We start from the raw sequence: 18,302 nt of genomic DNA on the forward strand, positions 1-18,302 counted from the left end.
AGACGCCAGCCGCTCATTCGTCCCTCCCCAGCAGGGCCGTCACGTCCGTGATTTCCCGCGTGACCGTGTCGCGGGTCATCACGAAGAACTCGCCGCAGGTTGCGTGCACCCAGACCTCTCGCGCAACACCCTTGGGGGCGTCGTTCAGGTAGAGGTAATCGGACCAGTCCGCATCGCTGACCTCTTCAGCCGGTTCCGGGCGGTGCTTGCACGCCTCGGCGGCGAAGTGGAACTCGGTTTCCTCGCGTGGCCCGCAGAAGGGGCAGGTGAATATCTGCATCGTCTCGCCCCCCTAATGCGAAATCCCGGCGCCTGCGGCTTCGTCAATCAGCCGCCCGCGCGCGAACCGGTCCAGATCGAAGGGGCGGCTGATCTCGTGGTGCTGGCCCGTGGCCATCAGATGCGCCAGCAGCCAGCCCCCCGCCGGGATCGCCTTGAACCCGCCTGTGCCCCACCCGCAGTTGATGAAAAGCCCCTCCGGCCCAACCGGGCCGATGACGGGAGAGCTGTCGGGGACCACGTCCACCACGCCCGCCCATTGGCGCAGCAGTTTCAGTTGCCCGAAGGCCGGGAACATTTCCAGCAGGCCGGAAATCACAACCTCCTGCGCGGGCAGGTTGCCTTTCTGCCCATGGGTCGGCACCCGGTCGAGCCCGCCGCCGAAGACCATTTCGCCCTTGTCGGACTGGCTGACATAGGTGCCGGTGCCAAGGTAAAGCAGCACCGTGTCGAGACAGGGTTTCACCGGTTCCGACACGAAGGCCTGCAGCGCGTAGGTATGGATGGGCAGGCGAACACCCGCTTCGGCCACGATGCCGGGGGTCGCGCCAGCGGCGGCCACGCCGACCCGATCCGCGCGGATGGTGCCAAGGCTGGTTTCCACGCCGGTGATCCGCCCGCCCTCGATCAGCAGGCTCTCCACAGTGCAATTCTCGATAATGTCGACGCCCCGATCCGACGCGCCGCGCGCATAGCCCCAGGCCACCGCATCATGGCGCGCAATTCCGGCGCGGCCCTGCCAGATGCCGCCCATGCATTTATAGCGCGCGTCCGTGGTCTGGTTCAGGAGAGGAATGCGCTGCAACGCCTCGTCCGCGCCCATCAGTTCGCCATCCACGCCGTTCAGCTTCATCGCATTGGCGATGCGCGCGCAGATCTCCATCTGGGCAGGCGTATGGGCTGCGATCAGCATGCCGCGCTGCGAGAGCATGACGTTGTAGTTCAGCTCCTGCGAGAGGCCTTCGTAAAGCCTCAGCGCCAGATCGTAGAGCGCCACGCTTTCCGGGTAGAAGTAGTTCGAGCGAACGGCCGTGGTGTTGCGCCCGGTATTGCCGCCCCCGATCCAGCCCCGTTCCAGCACAGCAACGCGCGTCATCCCGTGGTTCCGGGCCAGGTAATAGGCCGTGGCCAGCCCATGCCCGCCACCGCCGATGATGATCGCGTCATAGGCCGGTTTGGGCCGCGCCTTGCGCCAGGCGGGTTGCCAGCCTCTGTGGCCCCGCAGCCCCTCGCGCAGCAGGGAAAGGGCGGAATACCGGGTCATGACAGGGGGCGCTCCGTCGAACGCTCGGCAAAACTGCGGCTAAAGCGGATGAACTCTTCGACTTCCTCCGCGCTGGGGCGGACCCCGGTGAAGCAATAGAGATAGCCCGCGAGGCGCGGCAGGCGTTCTTCCAGTGTCTCGGCCAGTTCCAGCGCGTAATATCCAATCTGCTGATAATAGAGCACGCGGGCGCGGATATCGGCCTCGGCGGGGTCGTAGCCGTGGCGGATGAACATCTCGGCAATCGCGGCATGGCGCGCGGTGTCGGAGCGGTCGATCACCCGGCGCACCTTGCCATCGCGCCGCGCCCATTCGCGCACCGCGAAATCGAGCTGATGATTGAACCCGTCGGGATCGACGATGCAGCGGAAGAAGTTGTTGACAGCAGCCGTGATCGTCTTGGCGGGCATCCGGCAATGGGCCACCATGATGCCGGTATTGGTGCGCTCCCATTCCGCAAGCAGCTGGTTCAGCAGGTCCTGACGGCTTTTGAAGTACCAGTAGAAAGAGGACCGAGAGACCTCCAGCCGATTGCCGATGGTCAGTACCTTCACGCTGTCCACCCCGTCACTGATCAGGATGTCGCGGGCGACATTCAGCCAATCTTCGCGCGTCACCTTGGTATGGGCGACAGGACGGGGGTCATGGGGTGCGGTCCGTGGTTTCTCGGTCAAGTATCTGGTCCATCTGTGCGTTTGCCTGAGGCTATCGCGCGGCATGAGGAATTGCGAGGGGGCTAGCTGACCGGTAGTGCGCCACCTTCGGCTGTGCGGCGGGCGATGAAGGCATCGAGCGCCGCGACCCGGTCGGGCGTGGCACTGTCTGGCGGCTGGTGATCTTCGACGATCTTCTGCCAGACATCCGTGGCCCGAGTGTTCGCGTCCCGCGATCCGCGTTCGGTGAAGGTGCCGAAATTCGACCAGTCGGCGACGAGCGGCTCGTAGAAGGCCGTGGCATAGCGCTCCATCGTATGGGCGCAGCCGAAGAAATGCCCGCCCGGCTGCACCTCGGCCAGCGCGTCCCAGGCGATATCGGCATCCCCGGCGGGCGTGCCGCTGCACAGTTCGGCGATGACCTGAACGGCCTCCATGTCGGTGATAAGCTTTTCCATCGAGACGGACAGCCCCCCCTCGATCCAGCCCGCCGCGTGGATCACGACCGTGGCGCCGGCCAGCACCGCGCCCCACAGGCTCATCTGCGTTTCATGGGCGGCCTGCGCGTCGTTCACATTGGCCGCGCAGCCAGCCGCGTTGCGCCAAGGCAGGCCAAGGTGGCGCGCCATCTGGCCTGATAGCAGGCTGGCCTTGACCTGTTCCGGCGTGCCGAAGGCGGGTGCGCCGGACTTCATGTCGACATTGGACGCAAACGCCCCGTACATGACCGGCGCACCGGGGCGGGCCAGCTGCGTCAGGGTGATCGCGGCCATCGCCTCCGCGTGGCTCAGCGTCACCGCGCCCGCCACCGTCACCGGGGCCATGGCCCCCATCAGGCAGAAGGGCGTGACGATCGCGGGTTGCCCATGGCGGGCGAAGTCGATCAGCCCCTGCGCCATGGGAATGTCGATCTGGCGCGGCGAGTTGGTGTTGATGATGGTGTAACAGTGGGCGCGGGTCAGGAAGTCCTCATCCGACAGGTCCCGGAAGTCGCGTAACATTTCAAAGCAATCCTCCGCCTGCCCGGTCCCGCGCGAAAAGACGAAGGGGATCTTGTCCGACAGGGTCAGTTGCGTGCGGGTGAACGCATAGTGGCGCAGCGAAATGTCCACGTCCTGCGGCTCCACCCCGGGCGACAGCATCTGGATCGCGTCGAAATGCTGGACGATCTTGGTCAGTTCGATCACATCCGACAGCGCCCCCGGCCTGCGCCCCCGAAGGCGGTCGGTCACGTTCGGCGCCCCCGCGCCGGATTGGAAGCTGAGGGTGCCAAGCTCCATCTGAAGATCACGCTCGGGAACAGCGCCATGCAGGCGGAAGCCGCGCGGGGCCGAGGTCAGCGCCGCCTCGACCATGTCGCGCCCGATGAAGACCATCTCGGTGGTCTCGTCGACACGCGCGCCGCCCGCCTTGTAGAGCGCCCGCGCCTCGGGCAGCAGAACCTTGATGCCAAGCTCCTCCAGTACCCGCAGGGCGGTCTGGTGAATGGCCTCGACCCGGTCCTCGCTGACGGCAGGGATCGCCGGGAAGGGGTTCTTCAGCTGGCGATACTGGCGGATGCGCCCCGCCGGGGCGCCCGCCTCGCCGCCCCGCCGCCGCTTCCGCCGACCACCGGTTTCGACCAGCCCAGTCATGACCCGGCCCTTTGCCCGCGCATTGCGCCGCCCGACGGATCATAGGGCGATGGCGCGATGACCGTCGCCTTGCACTCCTGCCCGACGATATGAACAGACAGGTCTGTACCCTCCGCAGCCGCATCCTGATCCACCAGAGCCATGGCCAGCGATTTTCCAACCGTGTGCCCGTATCCGCCGGAGGTGACGAAGCCGACGCGCTTGCCGTCCTGCCACACCGGTTCATAGCCGCTGGCATCCGCGTCGGTCGCATCGACCTCCAGCGTGACGATCACCTGTCGGGACCCCGCATCGCGCTCTGCCAAAGCCGCCGCGCGGCCGACGAAATCGCCCTTGTCCCAGGCAATCCAGCGATCCATGCCAGTCATGCCGGGCGTGTACCCTTGGGTAAACTCCGCCGACCAGATGCCGAAGCTCTTTTCCAACCGCAGGCTCAGCAGCGCGTTGAACCCGACCTCGCGCAACCCGAGCCCGTCGCCTGCCTCCAGCAAGGCCCGGCGCAGCGCGATGTGATCGGCGGCGGAACAGTGGATCTCATACCCAAGCTCCCCCGCGACCGAGAGCCGCCCGATCTTCGCACGCACCAACCCGACATCGAACGATCCGCAACCCATGAAGGGCAGGTCGGCGACGGGTCCATCGGTGAGCCGTTCCAGAATCTTCAGGCTGTTGGGGCCGGAGAGCGAGAAGCCAATCGTCGCGTCGGAGATATCGGCCACGCTCACATCCGCGCCCATGTGGTCGGTGAACCACCGCATGTGCCATTCGCGCAAGTAGTAGCTGCCCATGATCCACCAGCTGCCATCGCCCCAGTTGAACACCGTTAGGTCACCCTTGAGCTTGCCCGTTTCGCTCAGCATCGGGGCCAGTCGCGCGCGGCCCGGGGCGGGCAGTTTCGACGCCATGATGTGATCAAGCCAGGCCTCGGCACCTTTCCCCGTCACCTCGAAGCGAGAGAAGGCCGATATGTCCAGCAGGCCAGCGGCCTCGCGCACCGCGCGGCATTCCTCGGCCACGATGGGGAAGGCGTTGGAACGTTTGAGGGTAGGCGTTTCCTCGAACCCGTCAGGTGCGAAATATAGCGGCAGCTCCAGCCCGTAACTCGCGCCCCACCGCGCCCCTGCCGCCGTCATCGCATCATGGGCCGGGGCCATTTTCAACGGACGGCCCGCAGGAAGTTGCTCGTTCGGGTAAGTCATCACGAAGCGGCGGGTGTAGAACTGGCCAGTGGTTTCCTTGATGAACCGCTTGTTCTGCGCGTAGTCGCCATAGCGGGCCACATCCATGCCAAAGACATCGGCCTCCGACTCGCCATGTATCATCCATTCCGCCAGCGACTTGCCGACACCGCCGCCTTGCAGGAAGCCCGCCATCACCGCGCAGGCGCACCAGTAATTGCGCTTGCCGCGCACCGGACCGACCAGCGGGTTGCCGTCGGGGCTGAAGGTAAACGCCCCGTTCACCCAGGTCTTGACGCCCACATGCTGCAGCGCGGGGTAACGTTCAAAGCCGAGCGTCAGTTCATGCTCGATCCGGTCCGGGTCTTCCTGCTGCAGTTCGAACCCGTATTCCCACGGCGCGCCATCCATCATCCAGTGATCATGATTGATCTCGTAAATTCCCAGAAGAATGCCCTTCTGGTCCTGCCGCATATAGGTGAAGCCCTCCAGGTCCACCGTCATCGGCACTTCGAAATCCAGCGTCTCAAGCTCCGGGATCGTGTCGGAGATCAGGTAGTGGTGGTTGAGCGGGCTGACCGGCAGTTCGATCCCCGCCATGCGGCCCACCTGCTTGGCCCAGAGCCCCGCCGCGTTGACCACATGTTCGCAGGTGATCGTGCCCTTCTCGGTCACCACCCGCCAGCCTTCCGGGATTTCCTGCAGCTCCAGCACCCGGTTGTTCTCGATCACCTCGGCCCCGCGCTTGCGCGCCGCGCCTGCGTAGGCGTGGACCGTGCCGGTGGTATCGACATAGCCCTCCCGGTCGGCCCACATGCCGCCAAGGATGCCATCCGTGGACATGATCGGGCACAACTCGCCTGCCTCTTCGGGGGTGATCAGGCGGCAATCCTCGATCCCGATGGACTGGAAGGTACGATAGGCCGATTGCAGCCATTCCCACCGGTCGGGCGTCCCCGCCAGCGTCATGCCGCCGGTCATGTGCATTCCAACCGATTGGCCTGATTCCTTCTCGATTTCGGTCAGCAGGTCGATGGTATAGGCCTGCAGCGCGGCAATATTCGGGTCCGCGTTCAGCGCGTGGAACCCCCCCGCCGCGTGCCAGCTGGACCCCGCCGTCAGCGCTTTGCGTTCGATCAGGCAGACATCTTTCCAGCCGAATTTCGCGAGGTGGTAAAGCACCGAAGCCCCGACGACGCCACCGCCGATGATCACGGCCCTGTAGTGAGATTTCATCTTCTTCTCCCTTGCAGAAATCGGCTGCCAAAACCGGTGCCCGTTTCTCTAGACAACACTGTCTAGATTCGTTCGTCAAGAGGCTTGCTCTTGCCGAAAAGCCAACCCGAACCCTCTCTAGGAGTCTGTTTTATAACGGTTTTCCAAAGCGTCTCTGAAAGAGATTGACGGCATCGCGGGGATGGAAAATTCTATGGACAGTTGTGTCCACAGAATCACGACACCCCGTTCAACAAGGGAGATCCCAGTCAATGACCCGCAAGACGCACCCCGTCGCAGCGCTCTACGCCCAAGAGTATGAGGCCGGGCAGCTCAGTCGCCGCGAATTCCTGAGCCGCGCGACGATGCTCGGCGTATCGGCCACCGCAGCCTATACGATGATCGGGCTGACCATGCCCGCCCCGGCCCATGCGCAAGCCATGCGGGGCGGCACCCTGCGGGTGAACATGGAAACCAAGGCGCTGAAGGATCCGCGCCTGTGGGACTGGACGGAATATGCCAATTTCTGCCGTGGCTGGCTGGACTACCTGACCCAGTTCAACCGTGACGGCACCGTCACAGGCGCGCTGTGCGAAAGCTGGGAGGCCAACGAGGATGCTACCCAATACACCCTGCATCTGAGACAGGGGGTCAGCTGGAACAATGGCGATCCCTTCACCGCGTCCGACGTGGCCTTCAACCTTGAACGATGGGCCGACAGCTCAGTCGAGGGCAATTCGATGGCCACCCGCGTCGGGGCCTTGCAGGATGCCGAGACCAACCAGCTCGCCGAAGGCGCGGTGGTGGTTGTCGACGACCACACCCTTCAATTGAACCTGCAACGCCCGGACATCGCGATCATGGCGGCCTTGTCGGACTATCCGGCGGCTCTTGTCCATACCAGCTACACCGGCGGCGACCCTTCGGAAAATCCTGTTGGAACAGGGGCCTACCTGCCCGCGCACAACGAGGTTGGCGTGCTGCAGGTGCTGGAGCGCAACCCAGATCATGATTACTGGCGCGAGGGCGGCTGGCTGGACCGGATCGAGTTCATCGACCTCGGCACCGACATGGCGGCGGTCCTCGCCTCGGCAGATGCGGAGGATATCGACCTGACCTACCGCACCGATTCCGACTATGTCGCTGCCTTCGATTCCATCGGCTGGACCTCGACGGAAGCCGTTACAGCCAACACGCTTGCGGTGCGGTTCAATCAGAACTCTGCCCCCTTCGACAATCGCGACGTGCGCCGGGCGTTGCAGATGGCGGTGGATAATTCGACCATCCTTCAACTGGGCATTGGCGGCCTGGGCCTTCTTGGCGAGAACCACCATGTCTGCCCGATCCACCCGGAATATGCCGAATTGCCGCCGCTTCAGGCCGATCCCGAAGGGGCCATGGCCCTGCTGACCGAAGCGGGTCACGCGGATACGGTGTTTGAACTGATCTCTCTCGACACCGAATGGCAGTCCAACACCTGTTCCGCCGTCGCGGCCCAGATGCGCGACGCGGGCATAACGGTGGAACGCCGCATCATGCCCGGCGCGACCTTCTGGAACGGTTGGACGGAATATCCGTTCTCGGCAACGGAATGGGGCCCCCGCCCGCTTGGCGTTCAGGTGCTGGCGCTGGCCTATAAGTCGGGCGTGCCCTGGAATGAATCGGGTTTTGCGAATGCGGAGTTCGATGCGCTGCTTGATCAGGCCATGGCCGTGGCCGATGCCGACGCACGGCGAGAGATCATGACCCGGATTCAGCAGATCATGCAGGAAGAAGGCGTGATGATCCAACCCTACTGGCGGTCGGTTTTCAACCACTCCAACGGGCGTTTCGCCAATGTCGACGTGCACCCGTTCTACGAGATTGCGGTGCATGACATTCATATGATCGGCTGACCGACAGTCAGCCAACAGATCGACCGGGTCGCGTTTCTGGTGGTCCGGTCGCCCGGCTGCAAGACCTGGGCTGTGGCTGACCTGTTCAGTGAATCGCGTCCTGAATTCCTGCCCGAGCTTCCATGTCCTGCAAGGGCTGCCCGAAACGTGTTTATACGATAGCTTTCCGACACGAGGCTTTCTGGCTTGCGGCCTCGGTGACAATGCTTTGACGGTTGCGTGGCCTCAAGGTCGTTCGGTTCCGATGCCAAGCTTGGAAGATAGCTTTGCAGCAACCCTCTAGAAGATGAAGCCTGCCCATGGGCCATTCGATTTGGCCAAGGCCATGTTGCGGGACCTTTGGAACATGAACCTCGCTCTCGCACATAAGGACAATAAGGTGCCCAGGAAGCAGCTCGAAGACCTTGGCCCGCAGGTGGAAATCATGCCGGGACAGATCGGTGAAGCAATCGGCGCGTCCGTTGTCAGTGGCTGTGAACTCAGAATCGAAAAGCTGGAACACGACAAGATCGTGCGTCAGGCGCGCATTGCAAGTTCCATCCCACCAAAGGGACGGCTGGAGGAGAGAATTGCCCCCCTGAAAAATCCATCAAGTCATTGAAATATATAAATAAACGGCGATTCATTGCTTGCGCCGGACTATGCTCGGATCGGCAGTTTCGGAACCGCTGTGATATGGCCCGAATTATGTGTATGGACCTCCCGAATGATCCTTCCCTTGTATAGATGCTTAGGGGGATTTCGGGTTCAGGAAGCGAGATGGTGCCGCAGGGGAGGATTGAACTCCCGACCTCGTCATTACCAATGACGCGCTCTACCACTGAGCTACTGCGGCCCGCTTCGTGTGGGCGGTGAATTAGACTCAATCGAAGCATGGTGCAAGGGCAATCTGGACCCTTTTTCGCCTTGGTAGTAAGGAAGGGGCCATGAGCACCGAGAAACCCCCAGTGAAAGCAGGGCAAACCGCCCCGAAAAAAGCGCCGCAAAGCCGCGAAGACCGGCTGAAAGCGGCGCTCAAGGCCAATATGGGCAGGCGCAAGGCGCAGGCGCGGGCGCGGGCTGCGTCGGGGGCGGAGCAGGACAAGGGCCAGCCGGAATGACCGGACGGCCCCGGACATAATCAGAGAGGCAAGGCATTGGATCGGATCATTATCAAGGGCGGAACCGAGCTGAACGGCGCGATTCCCATTGCGGGCGCAAAGAATGCCTGTCTCACGCTCATGCCAGCGACGCTGCTGAGCGAAGAACCGCTGACGCTGACCAATGCGCCGCGCCTGTCGGATATCCGCACCATGACGGAGCTTTTGCGCTCGCTTGGTGCCGAAGTGACGGCGATGAATGACGGCAAGGTCATCGCCATGTCCTCGCACGGGGCCGACAACCATTTGGCGCATTATGACATCGTGCGGAAGATGCGCGCCTCGAACCTTGTGCTCGGCCCGCTTCTGGCGCGGCACGGTCAGGCGGAGGTGTCGTTGCCCGGCGGCTGTGCCATTGGCGCACGGCCCATGGATATTCACATCACGGCGCTAGAGGCTTTGGGGGCCGAGATCGAACTGCGCGACGGCTATCTGCACGCCAAGGCCCCCGGCGGTCTGAAAGGCGCGGTGCATGAGCTGCGTTTTGCCAGCGTGGGCGCGACCGAAAACGTGGTGATGGCTGCGACGCTGGCCAAGGGCACCACGGTTTTGAAGAACGCCGCACGCGAGCCTGAGATCGTCGATCTAGTCGAATGTCTGCGGGCCATGGGCGCGCAGATCGACGGGGAAGGCACCTCCACCATCGAAATTCAGGGCGTGGACCGTCTGCATGGCGCGACCCATCCGGTTGTCACGGACCGGATTGAACTGGGCACCTATATGCTGGCCCCCGCGATCACCGGCGGCGAGGTGGAATTGCTTGGCGGCAAGCTCAGCCTCGTGGAAAGCTTTACGGCGAAGCTCAACGAGGCGGGGATTGAGGTCGATGAAACCGACCGTGGCCTGAAGGTGCGCCGCGCCAATGGCCGGGTGAGAGCCGTCGATGTGGTGACAGAGCCGTTCCCCGGCTTCCCCACCGACTTGCAGGCGCAGATGATGGCGCTGATGTGCACCGCCGAGGGCACGTCGGTGCTGGAAGAGAAGATCTTCGAGAACCGCTTCATGCATGCGCCGGAACTGGTGCGGATGGGGGCGCAGATCGACGTGCAGGGGGGGCATGCCACGGTGACCGGGGTGGACCGGCTGCGTGGCGCGCCGGTGATGGCGACCGATCTGCGCGCGTCGGTGTCGCTGATCCTCGCGGCACTGGCCGCCGAGGGCGAAACCGTGGTGAACCGGGTCTATCACCTCGACCGGGGTTACGAGCGGGTGGAAGAGAAACTGCGCGCCTGCGGGGCGCATATCGAACGGGTGCATGGCGATGGCTGATGCCAGGTTCGAGGATGGCGGCGAGGGGCCGCTGCGTCTGAAGGCGCTCGATGCGGATGATCTGAAAGTCGTCTCCGCCCTCATTCAGGATGCGATCTTCCCGATCACCGAGATGACCTGGGACCGCAAGAAGCGCCGCTTTGCAATGCTTCTCAATCGCTTCCGGTGGGAAGAGGGGTCGCGCATCCGCGAACACCCGCCGGAACGGGTGCAGTCGGTGCTGGTGATCGACGACGCGCTGGCCGTGGCCTCGCAGGGCATCGACCGGGGCGACCCGGAAACCGTGCTGTCGCTTCTGGCGCTCGATTGGGCAGCGGGTGAAGATGGCACCGGGCGGATCACGCTGGTGCTGGCAGGGGACGGCGCGGTGGCGGTCGATGTGGAATGCATCGACGTCACCTTGCGCGATGTCACACGCCCCTATGTGGCGCCCTCGCGCAAGGTGCCGGACCACGGGGAATGAGCCTTTGGCCCCGGCGTGTGCGCATCCGGCGTCTACGGGCCGGGGACGCCGCGCTTTGGCGCGACCTGCGGCTGGAGGCACTGGCCAACCACCCGGAAGCCTATGGATCGACCCATGATGACTGGGCAGGCCGCCCCCTGTCCGACTTTGCGGATCGGTTGGAAAGCGGCACGATCTTCGGGGCGTTTGTCGGTACGGCGCTTGTCGGGTCCACCGCGCTGGACGCGGACGGACCGGGGCAGGGGGGTGTCACGGCGGTCTATGTACAGGCCCCGTACCGGGGCCGGAACATCGCGCGCCGCCTGCTCAAGGCCGCCAGCCACGCGGCAAAGCAACAGGGGATGACGCGCCTGGTCCTGTCGGTCGCCGAGGGAAACGTCGCTGCTCGGCGGTTCTACTATGCCGCCGGGTTCCGCGATGTCGGGGGTGAGCCGCGGGCGCTCGCCCGAAATGGCAAGCTGCTGGAGGTCTCCCGGATGCAGAAAGACCTGTAACCTCGTCGGCAGCTTCCCCATGCGGCCAAGCAACGCTTGTCCCCCCTGCGCCTAAGCGATATCCCGTCCCGGCCAGTCAGGAGAGCCGCAAGATGCCCCAGTTCCTCAGCACCCGAGACGCCGATTTTTCGGATCGGTTCGAAGCGCTTTTGAACATGAAACGCGAGGACGCGCCCGAGGTCGATGACATCGTGGCAGGCATCATCGCGGATGTCAGGGCGCGCGGGGATGCGGCGGTGATCGAGCTGACCTCACGGTTCGACCGGATGGACCTGACGCCCGAGACGCTGGCCTTTACACAAGAGGAGATTGACGCCGCCATCGCCGAGGTGCCCGCAGCAGACCGCACGGCGCTGGAACTGGCGGCAGAACGCATCCGCGCCTATCACGTCCGCCAGATGCCAGAGGATGCGCGCTGGACCGACCCTGATGGCGCAACCCTTGGCTGGCGCTGGACGCCGGTGTCTGCCGCGGGCCTCTATGTGCCCGGTGGCCTCGCCTCTTACCCTTCGTCAGTCCTGATGAACGCGATCCCCGCGCAGGTCGCGGGGGTGGAACGGCTGGTCATCTGCGCGCCCACGCCAGACGCCAAGGCCAACCCGCTGGTGCTGCTGGCCGCGCGGCTCTCTGGCGTGGATACCGTCTACCGCATCGGCGGGGCACAGGCCGTGGCCGCCATGGCCTATGGTACCGGAACCATTCAGCCTGTCGACAAGATCACCGGCCCCGGCAATGCCTTCGTCGCCGCCGCCAAGCGCCGGGTTTTCGGCAAGGTCGGCATCGACATGATCGCGGGCCCTTCCGAGATTCTGGTGATCGCCGACAAGGACAATGACCCCGACTGGATCGCGCTCGACCTTCTCAGCCAGGCCGAGCATGATGAAAGCGCGCAATCCATCCTGATCACCGATGACGCTACCTTCGGGCGTGCCGTGGCCGAGGCCGTGGACAAGCGCCTTGAAACGCTGGAGCGTGCCGCCATCGCCGGGGCCAGCTGGCGCGACTATGGCGCGGTGATCACTGTGGATGATCTGAGCGAGGCGGCACGGCTGTCCAACCGCGTCGCGCCCGAACATCTGGAGCTTTGCGTGGCCGACCCCGAGGCGCTGGCCGAAGAGATCACCCATGCCGGTGCGCTCTTCCTCGGTCAATGGACGCCCGAGGCCATCGGCGATTATGTCGGGGGTCCCAACCATGTGCTGCCCACGGCCCGCTCTGCGCGGTTCTCTTCCGGCCTGTCGGTCATGGACTTCCTCAAGCGCACAACCATTGCCAGGATGACACCCGAGGCGCTGAAGGCCATCGGCCCGGCGGCGGAAACGCTTGCCAAATCCGAAAGCCTTGAGGCACATGGTCTTTCAGTACGGGCGCGGCTCGACCGATTGAATGAAGGGGCAGGGGAATGAGTACCGACATCTGTCATATCGAGATTGACGACAGCGGCCTGCCCGCGCCCACGCCCGAGATCGAACAGGAACGCAAGGTCGCCATTTTCGACCTGCTGGAAGACAACAGCTTCACCCTGCCGGACCGCGACGGGCGCGAGGTGCCTGCCGCGCCTTACAGGCTGGGTCTGGCGATCCGCGAGCGGCGGCTGGTCTTCGACGTGGACACCGAGGCAGGCGAAGACGCGGCGGAGTTCCACCTGTCGCTGTCCCCGTTCCGGCAGGTGGTCAAGGACTACTGGCAGATCTGCGAAAGCTATTACGACGCGGTCAAAAAGCTGCCCCCCAGCCAGATCGAGGCGATCGACATGGCCCGCCGCGGCATCCACAACGAAGGGGCCCGCGTGCTTCAGGAACGGCTGGAGGGCAAGGCCGAAGTCGATCACGACACCGCGCGGCGCCTCTTCACCCTTGTCTGCGTTCTGCATTTCGGCGGGTGAGCGGCGTGGCGCAGGACTTCCCCCATTCCGTCCTGTTCTGTTGCGACCATAACGCAATCCGATCCCCCATGGCCGAAGGCCTCATGAAACGATTCTACGGCCACCGCGCCTATGTGCAGTCGGCGGGCGTGCATAACGATCTGGAAATCGACGGCTTCGCCATCGCTGTCTGCGCCGAACTGGGGGTGGAGCTGGAAAGCCACCGATCCCGCAGTTTCGACGAAATGGAACAATGGGGCGATGACCTGTCGGGGTTCGACCTCATCATCGCGCTGTCCCCTGCCAGCCTGCGCCGGGCGCAGGAACTGACCCGGCATTTCCATGTCAACGTGGAACACTGGCAGATCCTCGATCCCTCGGGGATCGGCAACAACCGCGAGTCCAAGCTCGACGCCTATCGCCAGACACGGGACATGCTGATCAAGCGGATGCAGGACCGGTTCGGTCCACCAACGGAGGAACAGGAATGAGCCGCGCCACCATCGACGCCTATTACGCCGCCTTCAACGCAGGCGACACCGAGGGCATGATTGCCTGCCTGACGCCCGATGTGGCCCATCACGTGAACGAGGGCGGGGTGCGCATCGGCACGGACAAGTTCCGCGATTTCTGCGCCCATATGAGCCGCTGCTACCGCGAACGCCTGACCGATATCGTGGTCATGATCTCTCAGGACGGCACCCGCGCGGCGGCGGAGTTTACCGTGAACGGCGAATACCTTGCGACGGATGAGGGCCTGCCCGAGGCGAAGGGGCAAACCTACGTCCTGCCCGCCGGCACGTTCTTTTCGCTGGAAGGCGGCAAGATTTCCCGCGTCGTGACCTATTACAACCTCGCGGACTGGACGGCCCAGGTCTCGGCATGAGCCTGACCTTCCGCAGCTTCATCGGTGCGGATGTGGGGCAGGTGCTCGATGACCTCGCCCGCCTGCGCATCGCGGTCTTCCGCGACTGGCCCTATCTCTATGACGGCGACCTTGCCTATGAGCGGCGGTACCTGGAGCTTTACACCAACCCCCGCGCCATCGTGGTGGGCGCCTTCGACGGGGGCCGGATGGTCGGCGCGGCGACAGGCATGCCGCTGACGGATCATGACGACGATTTCGGAAGCGCGCTGGCAGGCATCGACGTGCCGATGTCAGACATCTTCTACTGCGCCGAATCCGTCCTTTTACCGGGCTATCGCGGGCAGGGCGCAGGCCACGCCTTTTTCGATGCGCGCGAGGATCATGGCCGCAGCCTTGGCCTCACCCACTCCGCTTTCTGCGGGGTCCAGCGTCCGGTCGACCATCCGGCCCGGCCCGCCGATTACCGCCCGCACGATGCCTTTTGGCGCAAACGCGGCTACATTCCCGTACCGGGAGCCATCGCCCGTTTCGCGTGGAAAGACCTCGGGGACGCGGCGGAGACCGAAAAACCCCTGCAATTCTGGATGAAGCCGCTCTAGGAAGCGCGCTTTTCAATCGGGGCGAACGGGCTCAGCCCCAGCCAATCCTGCATCCCCGCGATCACATCCGCATCGCCCACCAGCAGCAGCCGGTCCTCATCGACCGCTCGGGCCACCGTGTCGATTCCCATCCAGATCGCCGTCATGGTCTTGAGATCGCACCGTACATAGAGATCCACGTCGAACCCCGGATCTTCCGAACACAGGTCGGCCCCTTTGTCCGGATCGGTCAGCATCCACCAGTGTCCAGACGCCTTGGGCAGGTCTTTATAGATGAAATGGACCACCACCCGGCGTGGCGGCATCAGGTCCACCCGCAGGTTGCGCCGCATGTCCCACATCAGAAGGCCGGGGTCGGCCTTCTCCAGCGAGGGCGCGGTTTCCACCCATTTCTGCCCCCATGCCCCGATGGCCATGATCACCTCGCGCAGCTCTCGCCCCGCCTCGGTCAGAACGTATTCGAAGGTTTCGGGCGTCTTACGCACCAGCCGCCGCTCCACCACTCCCTGATCCTCAAGCTCTTTCAGCCGCTTCGACAGCAGCGCGGGCGACATGCGAGGTACGCCCCGGCGCAGATCGTTGAATCGCGTCGATCCTGTGCAAAGCTCTCGCAGCAGGACAATGGTCCAGCGGCTGCCGAGGATCTCGGAGGCCATGGCGACAGGGCAGAACTGGTTATAGCTGTGCTGGGTCATGTCGGCATCTCCTTTTACCTGCTCAACCCTAACGGGACTGGAACGGATCAGGCCAGTTCAGAAACTGTACCGGGTCGATTCACCTTCTGAACTGGTCGCGCGACGGCTGGCTCTGAAAGGCTGGCCACACCAACAGCGAAAGGACGGACCCATGAAGAAATACGTGATCGAACGCGATGTGCCCGGCATCGGCGTTATGAGCGGCGAAGAACTGTGCGGCGCGGCTCAGACCTCGAACGCGGCGCTGGCCAAGCTGCCCGGTCGTGTCCAATGGCAGCATTCCTACGTTGCCGGCGACAAGACCTTCTGCGTTTACCTCGCCGAGGATGAAGCCGCGATCCGTGAGCATTCCGAGCTTAGCGGCTTTCCCGCCAATACCATTACGGAAATCACCGCGGTGATCGACCCCACCACGGCGAACTGACCTCTTCCTGAGGCAGGCGGCTCCGGCTATAGCAGGCGGGATACCCCGAAGCCGGAGCCGTCGCCATGAAAATCGCCGCCGTTTCCTATCGTTGCGACCGCCATCCCGGCTGGGTCTCGCATGAGATCAAGCTGGAACGCATTCTAAAGGACGCCGCAGCCGATCTGGTCGTTTTCCCCGAATACGCGGCGATGGAGGCGGCGCTGATCGCCGGACCGCCAACTGCCACCGTCACCGAATGGCGCGATCTGGCGGCGGAACGGGCGGGCGACTGGGTCAACCAGTTCCGGCACATGGCGCAGATGCACGGCTGCCATATCGTGGCGGGGTCCGGTCCCGTGCAGACCGACAGGGGTGTGGTCAACCGCAGCTGGCTGATTGCCCCCGATGGCAGCGTCGATCATCAGGACAAACGCCTGCTGCTGCCCTATGAACGCGAGGAGATGGGCCTGATCCCCGGCGACGATCTGCGCGTCTTTGACACCGCGCTTGGCAAGATCGGCCTGCTGATTTGCTATGACAGCGAATTCCCCCTTCAGGCCCGTGCGCTATGCGAGGCCGGGGCGGAATTCATCGTCGTCCCCTCCTGCACCGACTTCCCCGCCGGGCAGACCCGTGTGCGCCAGTCCTGCCGTGCACGGGCCATCGAAAACCAGTGCCTCGTCGTGCAGGCCCCGCTGGTGGGCGAGGTGCCCGGTTGCGAGATCATCGACCGGTCCACGGGCCGCGCGGGCTTTTTCTGCCCGCCCGATCACGGATTGCCATCGGACGGGATTCTGGCCCAGGGCGAGACCGATCAGCCCGGCCCGGTGACCATCGAGGTCGATCCCGCCGCCATCGCCGCGCCGCGCCTGACCGGGCAGGTCGGCAATTTCTCTCACTGGCCAGAGGGGCTCGAAACGGTCACACCCCGGCAAGTTCCGGCACGAAAGTGAGATTCGCCTTGAAAAACCCGGCGATCAGGCGCATTTAACCGCCACTTCCGCGCATTTGACGCGGATAACCACTATAGGAGAGACCATGGCCAAGGAAGAACTGCTCGAATTCCCCGGTGTCGTGAAGGAACTCCTGCCGAACGCGACATTCCTGGTCGAGCTGGAAAACGGCCATACGATCATCGCGCACACGGCAGGCAAGATGCGGAAAAACCGCATCCGTGTTCTGGCTGGCGACAAGGTGCAGGTCGAGATGACCCCCTATGATCTGACCAAGGGTCGGATCAACTACCGCTTCAAGTAATCGCTTCATGCGACTTGTTCTCGGATCGGGAAGCCCCCGGCGGCTGGAGCTGTTGGGGGTCTTGGGCGTTCAGCCCGACGCGATTCTGCCCCCCGATATCGACGAAGACCCCCGGCCCGGCGAGCTGCCACGCCCTTACGTGGAACGCGTCGCGCGGGAAAAGGCTTTGGCGGTCACGGCTGACCCCGATGACATCGTACTCTGCGCCGATACCACCGTCGCCATGGGCCGCCGGATCATGGGCAAGCCCGCCGATGCGGGGGAAGCCGCCGAATTCCTGACGGCGCTCTCTGGTCGCCGCCACCGGGTCTATACCTCGGTCGCCGTGCGTCGCGGGGAAAAGCTCTGGGCGCGGACCGTCGAAAGCCGGGTCCAGATGAAGCGCCTGTCGGACGCCGAACTGAACGCCTATCTCGCCAGCGAAGACTGGCGCGGCAAGGCGGGCGGCTATTCCATTCAAGGCCCCGCAGGCGCGTTCATCCCGTGGATCAGCGGCAGCTTTCACGCCATCATGGGCCTGCCCCTGCCGGAAACGGCGCATTTGCTGACGGCCGCTGGCTGGCCGGTCTGGAGACGCTCATGAAAGGCCGCATCGTCCTGCTCGACACCCTGAACGACCGCCCTGCCGCCGCTTTGATGGTGGATGGGAAGTTGCAGGATCTGCTGATTGACCCGCCCGAGGACGGCCCGCCGGGGATAGGCGCGATCCTGCGCGGGGTGTGTGACCGGCCCCTGAAAGGGCAGGGTGGCATGATGCTGCGCCTTCCCGACGGTCAGACCGCGTTTCTGCGGCAGGGCAAGGGGTTATCCCCCGGTCAGCCGCTTCTGGTGCAGGTCACCGGCATGGGCGCGGATGGCAAGGCCACGCCCGTCACCACGCGCCTGCTGTTCAAATCACGTTACGCCATCGTCACACCGGACGCGCCCGGGCTGAACATCGCCCGCTCGATCAGGGATGAAGCCGAACGCGACAGGCTGCTGGAAATCGCCCATGAGGCCATGGCGGGCGCGCCGGAAGCTTTCGGCCTGATCCTGCGCAGCGCCGCCGATGAGGTGGACGAGGACGCACTGGCCGAGGACATCACCGCGATGCGGGATCTTGCCGAAGCTGTCACCGCCGATCTGGCGGG

22 protein-coding genes and 1 tRNA gene are annotated in these 18,302 nt (G+C 64.2%); 16 read left to right on the forward strand and 7 right to left on the reverse strand.

Features of this window, described 5'->3' with window-relative positions; genetic code table 11:
- Window positions 1-13 precede the first annotated feature (13 nt).
- The 5 genes from BKY26_RS11885 to BKY26_RS11905 all read right to left on the reverse strand — a co-directional run bounded on the left by BKY26_RS11885 (window position 14) and on the right by BKY26_RS11905 (window position 6,244).
- Window positions 14-280: a sarcosine oxidase subunit delta gene (locus BKY26_RS11885; protein ID WP_071690613.1), complete on the reverse strand. Its 267-nt coding sequence runs from the start codon at window positions 278-280 to the stop codon at window positions 14-16.
- Window positions 281-292: 12 nt separating this feature from the next.
- Complete coding sequence (locus tag BKY26_RS11890; protein WP_071690614.1) at window positions 293-1,543, reverse strand: sarcosine oxidase subunit beta family protein; 1,251 nt, start codon at window positions 1,541-1,543, stop codon at window positions 293-295.
- On the reverse strand, window positions 1,540-2,217 hold the full coding sequence (locus BKY26_RS11895) for a TetR/AcrR family transcriptional regulator (protein WP_071690615.1): 678 nt from the start codon (window positions 2,215-2,217) through the stop codon (window positions 1,540-1,542). The genes BKY26_RS11890 and BKY26_RS11895 overlap by 4 nt, the downstream gene beginning before the upstream one ends.
- Before the next feature lie 62 nt (window positions 2,218-2,279).
- Window positions 2,280-3,830 (reverse strand): trimethylamine methyltransferase family protein, encoded by a 1,551-nt coding sequence (locus tag BKY26_RS11900; protein WP_071690616.1) that lies wholly within the window; start codon window positions 3,828-3,830, stop codon window positions 2,280-2,282.
- Complete coding sequence (locus BKY26_RS11905) at window positions 3,827-6,244, reverse strand: GcvT family protein (RefSeq protein WP_071690617.1); 2,418 nt, start codon at window positions 6,242-6,244, stop codon at window positions 3,827-3,829. The genes BKY26_RS11900 and BKY26_RS11905 overlap by 4 nt, the downstream gene beginning before the upstream one ends.
- 251 nt (window positions 6,245-6,495) lie before the next feature.
- Here BKY26_RS11905 and BKY26_RS11910 point away from each other — a divergent pair, with 251 nt between their 5' ends.
- Complete coding sequence (locus tag BKY26_RS11910; RefSeq protein WP_071690618.1) at window positions 6,496-8,118, forward strand: ABC transporter substrate-binding protein; 1,623 nt, start codon at window positions 6,496-6,498, stop codon at window positions 8,116-8,118.
- A 286-nt stretch (window positions 8,119-8,404) separates the two neighbouring features.
- Window positions 8,405-8,719, forward strand: coding sequence for a hypothetical protein (locus BKY26_RS11915; protein WP_071690619.1), 315 nt, complete (start codon window positions 8,405-8,407; stop codon window positions 8,717-8,719).
- 159 nt (window positions 8,720-8,878) lie between these two features.
- On the opposite strand, the gene BKY26_RS11920 is transcribed toward BKY26_RS11915, so the two are convergent.
- Window positions 8,879-8,953: transfer RNA gene (locus BKY26_RS11920), tRNA-Thr, on the reverse strand.
- Between the two features lie 91 nt (window positions 8,954-9,044).
- Here BKY26_RS11920 and BKY26_RS20415 point away from each other — a divergent pair.
- The 9 genes from BKY26_RS20415 (at window position 9,045) to BKY26_RS11960 (ending at window position 14,814) form a co-directional block, all read left to right on the forward strand.
- Window positions 9,045-9,218 (forward strand): hypothetical protein, encoded by a 174-nt coding sequence (locus BKY26_RS20415; protein ID WP_169829066.1) that lies wholly within the window; start codon window positions 9,045-9,047, stop codon window positions 9,216-9,218.
- Window positions 9,219-9,254: 36 nt separating this feature from the next.
- The gene (murA, locus tag BKY26_RS11925) at window positions 9,255-10,526 is read left to right on the forward strand and encodes a UDP-N-acetylglucosamine 1-carboxyvinyltransferase (RefSeq protein WP_071690620.1); all 1,272 of its coding nucleotides are present in this window, start codon (window positions 9,255-9,257) and stop codon (window positions 10,524-10,526) included.
- On the forward strand, window positions 10,519-10,989 hold the full coding sequence (locus tag BKY26_RS11930; RefSeq protein ID WP_071690621.1) for a DUF2948 family protein: 471 nt from the start codon (window positions 10,519-10,521) through the stop codon (window positions 10,987-10,989). Before murA ends, BKY26_RS11930 begins: the two co-directional genes overlap by 8 nt.
- The gene (locus tag BKY26_RS11935; RefSeq protein WP_071690622.1) at window positions 10,986-11,483 is read left to right on the forward strand and encodes a GNAT family N-acetyltransferase; all 498 of its coding nucleotides are present in this window, start codon (window positions 10,986-10,988) and stop codon (window positions 11,481-11,483) included. The genes BKY26_RS11930 and BKY26_RS11935 overlap by 4 nt, the downstream gene beginning before the upstream one ends.
- Window positions 11,484-11,575: 92 nt before the next feature.
- Window positions 11,576-12,889 (forward strand): histidinol dehydrogenase, encoded by a 1,314-nt coding sequence (hisD, locus tag BKY26_RS11940; protein ID WP_071690623.1) that lies wholly within the window; start codon window positions 11,576-11,578, stop codon window positions 12,887-12,889.
- Window positions 12,886-13,368 carry a UPF0262 family protein gene (locus BKY26_RS11945; protein ID WP_071690624.1) on the forward strand — a complete coding sequence of 161 codons (483 nt, stop codon included), beginning with the start codon at window positions 12,886-12,888 and terminating at the stop codon, window positions 13,366-13,368. The genes hisD and BKY26_RS11945 overlap by 4 nt, the downstream gene beginning before the upstream one ends.
- A 68-nt stretch (window positions 13,369-13,436) precedes the next feature.
- Window positions 13,437-13,838 carry an arsenate-mycothiol transferase ArsC gene (locus BKY26_RS11950; RefSeq protein ID WP_371931221.1) on the forward strand — a complete coding sequence of 134 codons (402 nt, stop codon included), beginning with the start codon at window positions 13,437-13,439 and terminating at the stop codon, window positions 13,836-13,838.
- Window positions 13,835-14,233, forward strand: coding sequence for a ketosteroid isomerase-related protein (locus BKY26_RS11955; protein WP_071690626.1), 399 nt, complete (start codon window positions 13,835-13,837; stop codon window positions 14,231-14,233). The genes BKY26_RS11950 and BKY26_RS11955 overlap by 4 nt, the downstream gene beginning before the upstream one ends.
- Entirely contained in the window at window positions 14,230-14,814 is a 585-nt protein-coding gene (locus tag BKY26_RS11960; protein WP_071690627.1) for a GNAT family N-acetyltransferase, read from the forward strand. Before BKY26_RS11955 ends, BKY26_RS11960 begins: the two co-directional genes overlap by 4 nt.
- Here the strand turns inward: BKY26_RS11960 and BKY26_RS11965 are convergent.
- A complete protein-coding gene (locus BKY26_RS11965; protein WP_071690628.1) occupies window positions 14,811-15,509 on the reverse strand; it encodes a winged helix-turn-helix transcriptional regulator in 699 nt (232 codons plus the stop codon). The genes BKY26_RS11960 and BKY26_RS11965 overlap by 4 nt on opposite strands.
- A gap of 151 nt (window positions 15,510-15,660) precedes the next feature.
- Here BKY26_RS11965 and BKY26_RS11970 point away from each other — a divergent pair, with 151 nt between their 5' ends.
- The 5 genes from BKY26_RS11970 to BKY26_RS11990 form a co-directional block, all read left to right on the forward strand.
- Window positions 15,661-15,933: a DUF4242 domain-containing protein gene (locus BKY26_RS11970; RefSeq protein ID WP_071690629.1), complete on the forward strand. Its 273-nt coding sequence runs from the start codon at window positions 15,661-15,663 to the stop codon at window positions 15,931-15,933.
- Window positions 15,934-15,998: 65 nt separating this feature from the next.
- The gene (locus BKY26_RS11975; RefSeq protein ID WP_071690630.1) at window positions 15,999-16,868 is read left to right on the forward strand and encodes a carbon-nitrogen hydrolase family protein; all 870 of its coding nucleotides are present in this window, start codon (window positions 15,999-16,001) and stop codon (window positions 16,866-16,868) included.
- An 85-nt stretch (window positions 16,869-16,953) separates the two neighbouring features.
- A complete protein-coding gene (gene infA, locus BKY26_RS11980; protein ID WP_008186030.1) occupies window positions 16,954-17,172 on the forward strand; it encodes a translation initiation factor IF-1 in 219 nt (72 codons plus the stop codon).
- Window positions 17,173-17,179: 7 nt separating this feature from the next.
- Entirely contained in the window at window positions 17,180-17,755 is a 576-nt protein-coding gene (locus BKY26_RS11985) for a Maf family protein (protein ID WP_071690631.1), read from the forward strand.
- Window positions 17,752-18,302: ribonuclease E/G (locus tag BKY26_RS11990; RefSeq protein WP_193600187.1), on the forward strand; the 551-nt coding region annotated here is incomplete at its 3' end. The genes BKY26_RS11985 and BKY26_RS11990, both read left to right, overlap by 4 nt.

Source organism: Nioella sediminis (genome assembly GCF_001879695.1).
GTDB lineage: Bacteria > Pseudomonadota > Alphaproteobacteria > Rhodobacterales > Rhodobacteraceae > Nioella > Nioella sediminis.